A 7,987-nucleotide genomic window follows, 5' to 3' on the forward strand; every position below is an offset into this window, starting at 1 on the left:
GGCTCGTTCACCCAGACCCAACGCCTCGTGCAGTGGCGGCACAAGGCGGTCGATCCGCCCGGCGACTGCCAGAGCGAATTGCAGTTCTTCGTAGAGCTGGGCAAGCGAATCCGCCAGCGGCTGGCCGGCTCCACCGACCCGCGTGACCGACCACTGCTCGATCTGACGTGGGACTATCCCACCGACGAGAGTGGCGAACCCGACCCCACCGCGGTGTTGGCCGAAATCAGCGGCTGCTACCTGACGGGCCCCAAAGCCGGCCAGCCCGTCCCCGGCTATACCGAACTCGGTGCCGACGGGTCGACCTCGTGCGGATGCTGGATCTACTCGGGCGTGTACGCCGAGGGTGTCAACCAGGCCGCCCGCCGAGCGCCGCTGGGCGGGCCGAGCCCGAGTCAATCGGAGTGGGGGTGGGCCTGGCCGGCCGACCGCCGCATCCTGTACAACCGCGCCTCGGCCGACCCGGATGGCAAACCGTGGAGCGAGCGCAAGCGCTACATCTGGTGGGATGAGCAGCGCGCCCGCTGGGTCGGCGACGACGTGCCCGATTTCCCCGTCGACCGCGCCCCGCACGTCCGGCCCGATCCCGATGTCGGCGGGCCCGACGCGCTTGCCGGCGACGACCCGTTCATCATGATGGCCGACGGCAAGGCGTGGCTGTTCGCGCCCAAGGGTATGGTCGACGGTCCGCTGCCCACACACTACGAACCGCAGGAGTCGCCGGTCGCGAACGCGTTGTACCCCCAGCAGCGCAACCCGGCACGAATCACGTTCCCGCGCAAGGACAATCTCAGCGCGCCCAGCGCCGGGGAACCCGGGGCCGACGTGTACCCGTACGTGTTCACCACCTACCGGCTCACCGAACACCACACCGCCGGCGGAATGAGCCGGTGGCTGCCCTATCTCTCGGAGCTGCAACCGGAGATGTTCTGCGAGGTGTCCCCGGAGCTGGCCGCCGAACGCGGGCTGGAGCCCTACGGATGGGCCACCATCGTCTCACCCCGCGCGGCGATCGAGGCCCGGGTGCTGATCACCAAACGCGTTGCGCCACTGATTGTCAACGGCCACACCGTGCATCAGATCGGGTTGCCATATCACTGGGGCGTCGGCGGCGACGCGGTGGTGAGCGGGGACGCGGCCAACGACCTGCTGGGCGTGACGCTCGATCCCAACGTGCAGATTCAGGAGTCGAAGGCCGGTTCGTGCGACATCCGGCCGGGGCGCCGGCCGCGCGGCGAGGACCTGCTGCGCCTGATCGCCGAGTACCAGTCGCGATCGGGTGCCACCGCCGAGACCGGCAACGTACGGATCAGCGAGGGAGTCTGGGAAGGGGGAGCCGATGGGTCAGCTGAGCGGACCGACCGACCCGACGAGTGACGCCGGCTGGGCAGAACCCAAGCCGCGCAAGGGATTTTTCACCGACACCTCCATCTGCATCGGCTGCAAGGCCTGCGAGGTCGCGTGCAAGGAGTGGAACCGCAACCCGCGCGACGGGGACCTGGAGCTGCTGGGCTCGTCCTACGACAACACCGGCTCGCTGGGCGCCAGCACCTGGCGGCACGTGGCGTTCATCGAGCAGGGCCGCGACCGGATCGACCAGGCGCGCGAATCCGGCCGCGCGCTCATCGATTTGGGCATGCCCGCGGTCCCCCGGCCCCCGGATACCTCGCCGCCGGACACCCCGGAGTTCCGCTGGCTGATGTCGTCGGACGTGTGTAAGCACTGCACGCACGCCGGTTGTTTGGACGTCTGCCCGACGGGCGCGTTGTTCCGCACCGAGTTCGGCACCGTTGTCGTTCAGGATGACGTCTGCAACGGGTGCGGCACCTGCGTCGCGGGTTGCCCGTTCGGTGTCGTCGAACGCCGCAGCGACGGCACCTACACGACGCCGGCGCAGCGGCCGGATCGCCCGGCCGAGAAACCCGTCTCCGGGGTGGCCCAGAAGTGCACCCTGTGCTACGACCGCCTCGTCGAAGACCAGATCCCGGCGTGCGCCAAGACCTGCCCGACGACGTCGATCAAGTTCGGCGACCACGACGACCTGGTGGTCAAGGCCAGGCAACGGGTCGCCGCGCTGCATGCCCAGGGACTCACGGAGGCCCGCCTCTACGGGGCCAACGAGCACGACGGCGTCGGCGGCACCGGGTCGATCTTCCTGCTGCTCGACGAGCCGGAGGTGTACGGGCTGCCGCCGGACCCGCGCGTGTGCACGGCCGACCTGCCGCAGATGTTCAAGCGGGCGACCATGGCCGCGGCCGGCATGGTCGGCGCGGCCGCATGGGCGTTCTGGAGGAGCCGGTGAGCACTTCGGAATTCGACAGCCTTCGCCCGCCGGAGCCGGCGGGCGGGAAGCGCAGGAAATCAAGCCGCAGGCGCCGTGGCCGCGATGAGTCGCTGATGGTTCCCGACGCCGAGTTCACCTCGTATTACGGACGTCCGGTCGTCAAGCCCGCGCCGTGGGGACCCGAGGTGGCGGCGTATTTGTTCCTGGGCGGCGTCGCGGGCGGCTCGGGGCTGCTGGCGGCCGGCGCCCAGCTCACCGGGCGAAACACGTTGCGCCGCAACACGAGGCTCTCCGCCCTGATCGCGATCGGGCTGGGCGCGGTCGCGTTGGTGAAGGACCTGGGCCGGCCGGAGCGATTCTTCAACATGCTGCGGACGGTCAAGCTGACCTCGCCGATGAGCATCGGCTCCTGGATCCTCAGCTTTTTCGGCGCCGGTATTGGGGTGGCCGCGATGTCCGAGGTCGACCGGATGACCGGCGAACGAATCCCGTTGGGGCCGCTGCGTCCCGTCCTGCGCGCCCTGGAGGGTCCGGCCGGGCTGGAGGCCGCCGTCTTCTCGCCGCCGCTCGCCGTCTACACCGCGGTGTTGCTCACCGACACCGCCACCCCCACCTGGAACGCCGCCTACCGGGACCTGCCGTTCGTGTTCGTCAGTTCGGCAAGCCTGGCCGCCTCGGGGTTGGCGATGATCACCACCCCGGTGTCCGAGGCGGGCCCCGCGCGCACGCTGGCCGTCATCGGCGCGGTCGGCGACCTGATCTCCGCCAGGTTCACCGAGTTTCGAATGGACCCGGTGACCAGGGAACCGCTGCACCAAGGCAGGCCCGGCCGGCTCCTGGCCGCGAGCGAATGGCTCGCCGCGGCCGGCGGCCTGGGCGCATTGCTCGGCGGCGGTCACCGCGGCCTTGCGGCCCTGTCCGGGGTGACCCTGCTGACGGCTTCGGCCATGCTGAGGTTCGGCTTCTTCGAGGCGGGACTGGCGTCGACCCGCGATCCGCGCTACACGATCGAGCCGCAGAAGCGCAGGCTGGCGGCGCGCCGCGCGGCGGGCATCACGGGAGACTCGATCACCACCGCGGACTGAGCGAAGCGGCGGTTTGCGTATCGCGCGCCGGGGTACGTATAAGGGCATGACGAATTTCGGCTACACTCTGATGACCGAGCAGAGTGGGCCCAAAGACCTTGTACGGCAAGCTGTTTCGGCCGAAGAGCGGGGATTCGACTTCGAGGTCTGCAGCGACCACTTCTCGCCCTGGCTGACGTCCCAAGGCCACGCGCCGAACGCCTGGGCGGTGCTGGGCGCGGTCGCGCACGCCACCGAGCGGGTGGACCTCTACACCTACGTCACGTGCCCGACGATGCGGTACCACCCCGCGATCGTCGCGCAGCAGGCCGCCACCGTGCAGATCCTGTCCGACGGCCGGTTCACCCTGGGCCTGGGCAGCGGCGAGAACCTCAACGAACACGTCGTCGGCAAGGGTTGGCCCACCGTCGAGCGCCGCCAGGACATGCTCCGCGAGGCCATCAAGATCATCCGCGAGCTGTTCGGCGGCCAGCTGGTGAACTTCACCGGCGAATACTTCCGGGTGGACTCCGCGCGCCTGTGGGACGTGCCCGAGGTCCCGGTCGGCATCGCGGTGGCGATGGCCGGTGCCAAGGGCATCGAAAGATTCGGCAGGCTGGCCGACCACTTCGTCGCGGTGGAACCCGACGGCGAGCTCGTCGACGCCTGGCACGCCGCGCGCCAGGCCGCCAACCTGGCCGGTGGGGGCCGCGTCGTGGGCCAGATCCCGGTGTGCTGGGACCCCGACCGCGACGCCGCGGTCAAGCGCGCCCACGAGCAGTTCCGCTGGTTCGCCGGCGGCTGGAAGGTCAACGCCGACCTGCCGACCCCGGCCGGTTTCGCCGGCGCCACCCAATTCGTCCGGCCCGAGGACGTCGCCGACTCCATCCCCTGCGGACCCGACCTCGACGCCATCGTCGAGGCGGTCCGGCCGTACTGGGAGGCCGGGTTCACCGACATCGCACTGGTGCAGGTCGGCGGCGAATCGCAGGATCTCTTTCTGAAAGAAGCCGCCGAACCTTTGCTTGCCGCGCTGCGCGAGGCAGCAAACTAATCCAGGTTTGGCCCGTATCTGCCCGGGTATCCGCCTTCAATCGTGCGCAGCCGCCCGTACGGGCCGGCGGGGCGCGCGGATACCGGCTAGCAGCGCCGACTACCCGTGACCTGCAAAGCGGCTGTCTTGCAGCAACTTTGCCCGAAATGTGTTCGCCGAACGGCAAGGAGTGTTGACGATGGGCGATCGATCCGCCAGTACCACCTCCGCTTTGGTCAAGGCGCTCAGCGGCGCTAGTTTCGGGCTAGGTCTGACCGAGTTGGTCGCGCCCGGAAAGGTTGCTGCGATCGCGGGCGTGGACGACACCACCCGGTCGCGCCGGGTCATCCGCGCGCTGGGCGCGCGGGAATGCGGCCACGGCGCGGCGCTGTTGGGTGGCCCCGAGAAGCTGGTATGGACCCGGGTGGCCGGCGACGTCCTGGATGTGGCGTTGTTGGTGGCCGGGGTGGCCGCCCGCGGCCCCGGGCGGCGACGGCGGGGCGCGATCTCGACCGCGCTGCTCGCGGGGATCGGGGGGCTCGACCTCTACACGGCCCTGCGCACGACCAACGGCGGCGGCCGGCACCTCAATGGCGCCCGGCATCGCACCCTGCGCGCCGCCGTCACCGTGCGGCGCCCGCCCGAGGAGGTGTACCGGTTCTGGCGCGACCTGGAAAACCTGCCGAGCTTCATGCACCACCTCGAGTCGGTCACCTCCGGCGCCGACGGACAGTCGCGGTGGGTCGCCAACGCCCCGGCCGGACAGTCGGTGCAGTGGGACGCGCAGATCACCGAGGACGACCCCGACAAGCGGATCGCCTGGCAGTCGCTGCCCGGCTCGGCGATCGAAAACGGCGGCAGCGTCGAATTCACACCCACCGCCACCGGCGACGGCACCGAGGTCCGGGTCAGCATCGGCTACCACATCCCGGGTGGCCTGTTCGGCAAGGCGGCGGCGAGCCTATTCGGGGAGTCCCCCGAGCAACAGGTCAACGACGACCTCCGGCGTTTCAAACAGATCCTCGAAACCGGGCAGGTGCTGCGTTCGGACGGGTCCCCCGAGGGGACGGCGGCGGTCCGGCAGATGCATCAGCGGCCCGCTCAACCGAATGAAGGAGCCAGAGTATGAGGGCCACCGTGTGGGCGGGCCGCAACAGCGTCCAAGTCGAATCGGTTCCGGACCCCAAGATCCTCAACGATCGTGATGCCATCGTGCGCATCACCTCGACCGCGATCTGCGGTTCGGACCTTCACCTGTACGACGGTTACATCCCCACGGTGAAGCACGGCGACGTGCTGGGCCACGAATTCATGGGCGAGGTGGTCGAAGTCGGCAAGGCCGTCAACAACCTGGCCGTCGGCGATCGGGTGGTGGTTCCGTTCCCGATCGCGTGCGGGGCGTGTTCCGCCTGCCAGCGTGACCTGTACTCGCTGTGCGAGAACTCCAACCCCAACGCCGGTATCGCCGAAAAGTTCATGGGCCACTCACCGGCCGGGCTGTTCGGCTATTCGCACATGCTGGGTGGATTCGCCGGCGGCCAAGCCGAATACGCGCGGGTGCCGTTCGCCGACGTGGGACCGTTGAAGATCGAAGACGACCTCACCGACGAGCAGGTGCTGTTCCTGTCCGACATCCTGCCGACCGGCTACATGGGCGCGGAGATGTGCGGCATCACCCCCGGCGACGTCGTCGCCGTGTGGGGGGCCGGCCCGGTCGGGCTGTTCGCGATCATGAGCGCCTATCTGCTCGGAGCGGCGAAAGTCATTGCCATCGACCGCGTTCCGTATCGTCTCGAGCTGGCCCAACAGATCGGCGCCACCGCGGTCAACTTCGCCGAGACGTCGGTCCTCGAGGAGCTGCGGGACATCACCGCCGGGCGGGGTCCCGACCATTGCATCGACGCCGCCGGCATGGAAGCGCGCAGCGGCTCCGCCCCGGTGGACGCCTACGACCGCGTCAAGCAGGCCGCGCGCCTGGAAACCGAACGCCCACACGCCATTCGGGAGGCGGCAATGAGTTGCCGCAACGGCGGCACCCTGTCGATCGTCGGGGTGTACGGCGGCATGATGGACAAGTTCCCGATCGGCGCGGTCATGAACCGGTCGCTGACCATCAAGACCGGTCAGTGTCACGTGCACCGCTACATGCGCCCGCTGCTGGACCGGATTCGCAAGGGCGAGATCGACCCGACCATCATCGTCAGCCACCACCTGAGCCTCGACCAAGCGCCCCACGGCTACGAGATCTTCAAGAACAAAGAGGACCGGTGCACCAAAGTCATCCTCAATCCCACGTAATAAAAGGGGAATAGTCATGGCAAATGAATTGCAGGGCAAGAAAGTCGCCATTCTCGCGGCCGACGGCGTGGAGAAGGTGGAACTCGAACAACCCCGCGCGGCGCTGGAAGAGGCCGGCGCGCAAGTCGAGCTGCTTTCGCTGAAGACCGGAGAAATACAGGCCCGCAACCACGATCTCGAACCTGCCGGAACTTTCCCGGTCGACCGTGCGGTGAAAGAGTCTTCGGCAGCCGAATTCGACGGCCTGGTGCTTCCCGGCGGCACGGTGAATCCGGACAAGTTGCGGATGGACGGCGACGCGGTCGACTTCGTGCGGGAGTTCGTCGGCTCCGGCAAGCCGGTTGCCGCGATCTGTCACGGCCCGTGGACGCTGGTGGAAGCCGGTGTGGCAGAGGGCCGCACGCTCACGTCGTACCCCTCGATCCGCACCGACCTTCGCAACGCCGGCGCCAACGTGGTGGATCAGGAGGTTGTCGTGGACGGCAACCTGATCACCAGTCGTTCACCGAAGGACCTGCCGGCATTCTGCGCGGCCATTGTCAAGCAATTCGCCCATGCGGCCGCGAGTTAACGAAGAAATGGCGATTGCCCCGCCGTTTGAACCCATCGGTTTGCGGGCATTACACAGGCCAAGCAGTGATCGCCCCGGCGATCCGTCGAAAGGCCAAAGTTGACCACAACATATCCAGGACCCGCCGTCTCGGCTGTTGCCAACGTTTATCAGCCGCAGGAGGATTCCCGATTGCTGGTGGAGGTAATGTGGGAAAGCGGGCTCATTTCAGGACGGCGTGTCCTCGATCTGTGTACGGGTAGTGGATTCGTCGCGATTGCCGCCGCCGAGATGGGCGGCGAGGACGTGACGGCTTTCGACATCTGCCCGAACGCGGTGGGTTGTTCGCGCGGCAACGCGGCCGCCGCCGGCGTGAATGTCGATGTCCGCAAGGGGACATGGAGCGACGCCCTGGACTGCGCGCCGTTCGACGTGGTCGTGTCTAATCCGCCGTATGTGCCGACACCGCCCGGCGGCGACACCGAGCACATCAGTCCGAGCGCGGGCCCGTCGTGGGCCTGGAACGCCGGCGTCGACGGACGGACGGTGCTGGACCCGCTGTGCGAAGCGGCGCCAAAGTTGCTGTGCGACGGGGGTTCCCTGCTCCTCGTGCACTCGGCGCTCGCCGGTGTCCAGCAATCTCTGGATTCGCTGAAGTGGGCCGGCATGGACGCGGAAGTGGTTGCGTCCAAATGGATACCGTTCGGCCCCGTGATGACGGCGCGCGCGACCTGGTTGGAGCTGTCTCTTATACACAT

General features: G+C 68.3%; 8 protein-coding genes. All 8 read left to right on the forward strand.

Annotation, left to right across the window (positions count from 1 at the left end):
* Nucleotides 1-1,377 (forward strand): molybdopterin dinucleotide binding domain-containing protein (locus WU80_RS23240; RefSeq protein WP_304438000.1); only part of this gene is annotated, 1,377 nt, incomplete at its 5' end.
* Nucleotides 1,340-2,302 (forward strand): 4Fe-4S dicluster domain-containing protein, encoded by a 963-nt coding sequence (locus WU80_RS23245; RefSeq protein WP_055399964.1) that lies wholly within the window; start codon nucleotides 1,340-1,342, stop codon nucleotides 2,300-2,302. The genes WU80_RS23240 and WU80_RS23245, both read left to right, overlap by 38 nt.
* Complete coding sequence (nrfD, locus tag WU80_RS23250) at nucleotides 2,278-3,369, forward strand: NrfD/PsrC family molybdoenzyme membrane anchor subunit (protein WP_055399918.1); 1,092 nt, start codon at nucleotides 2,278-2,280, stop codon at nucleotides 3,367-3,369. Before WU80_RS23245 ends, nrfD begins: the two co-directional genes overlap by 25 nt.
* 46 nt (nucleotides 3,370-3,415) lie before the next feature.
* On the forward strand, nucleotides 3,416-4,402 hold the full coding sequence (locus tag WU80_RS23255; RefSeq protein ID WP_055399920.1) for an LLM class F420-dependent oxidoreductase: 987 nt from the start codon (nucleotides 3,416-3,418) through the stop codon (nucleotides 4,400-4,402).
* Nucleotides 4,403-4,580: 178 nt separating this feature from the next.
* Nucleotides 4,581-5,510: an SRPBCC family protein gene (locus WU80_RS23260; RefSeq protein ID WP_055399966.1), complete on the forward strand. Its 930-nt coding sequence runs from the start codon at nucleotides 4,581-4,583 to the stop codon at nucleotides 5,508-5,510.
* Nucleotides 5,507-6,679, forward strand: a complete 1,173-nt coding sequence (locus WU80_RS23265) for a zinc-dependent alcohol dehydrogenase (protein WP_055399924.1) — start codon at nucleotides 5,507-5,509, stop codon at nucleotides 6,677-6,679. The genes WU80_RS23260 and WU80_RS23265 overlap by 4 nt, the downstream gene beginning before the upstream one ends.
* Before the next feature lie 16 nt (nucleotides 6,680-6,695).
* Nucleotides 6,696-7,250 carry a type 1 glutamine amidotransferase domain-containing protein gene (locus WU80_RS23270; protein WP_055399926.1) on the forward strand — a complete coding sequence of 185 codons (555 nt, stop codon included), beginning with the start codon at nucleotides 6,696-6,698 and terminating at the stop codon, nucleotides 7,248-7,250.
* 99 nt (nucleotides 7,251-7,349) lie between these two features.
* Nucleotides 7,350-7,987 (forward strand): HemK2/MTQ2 family protein methyltransferase (locus WU80_RS23275; protein WP_055405864.1); only part of this gene is annotated, 638 nt, incomplete at its 3' end.

This window comes from Mycobacterium sp. UM_11 (genome assembly GCF_001414075.1).
GTDB lineage: Bacteria > Actinomycetota > Actinomycetes > Mycobacteriales > Mycobacteriaceae > Mycobacterium.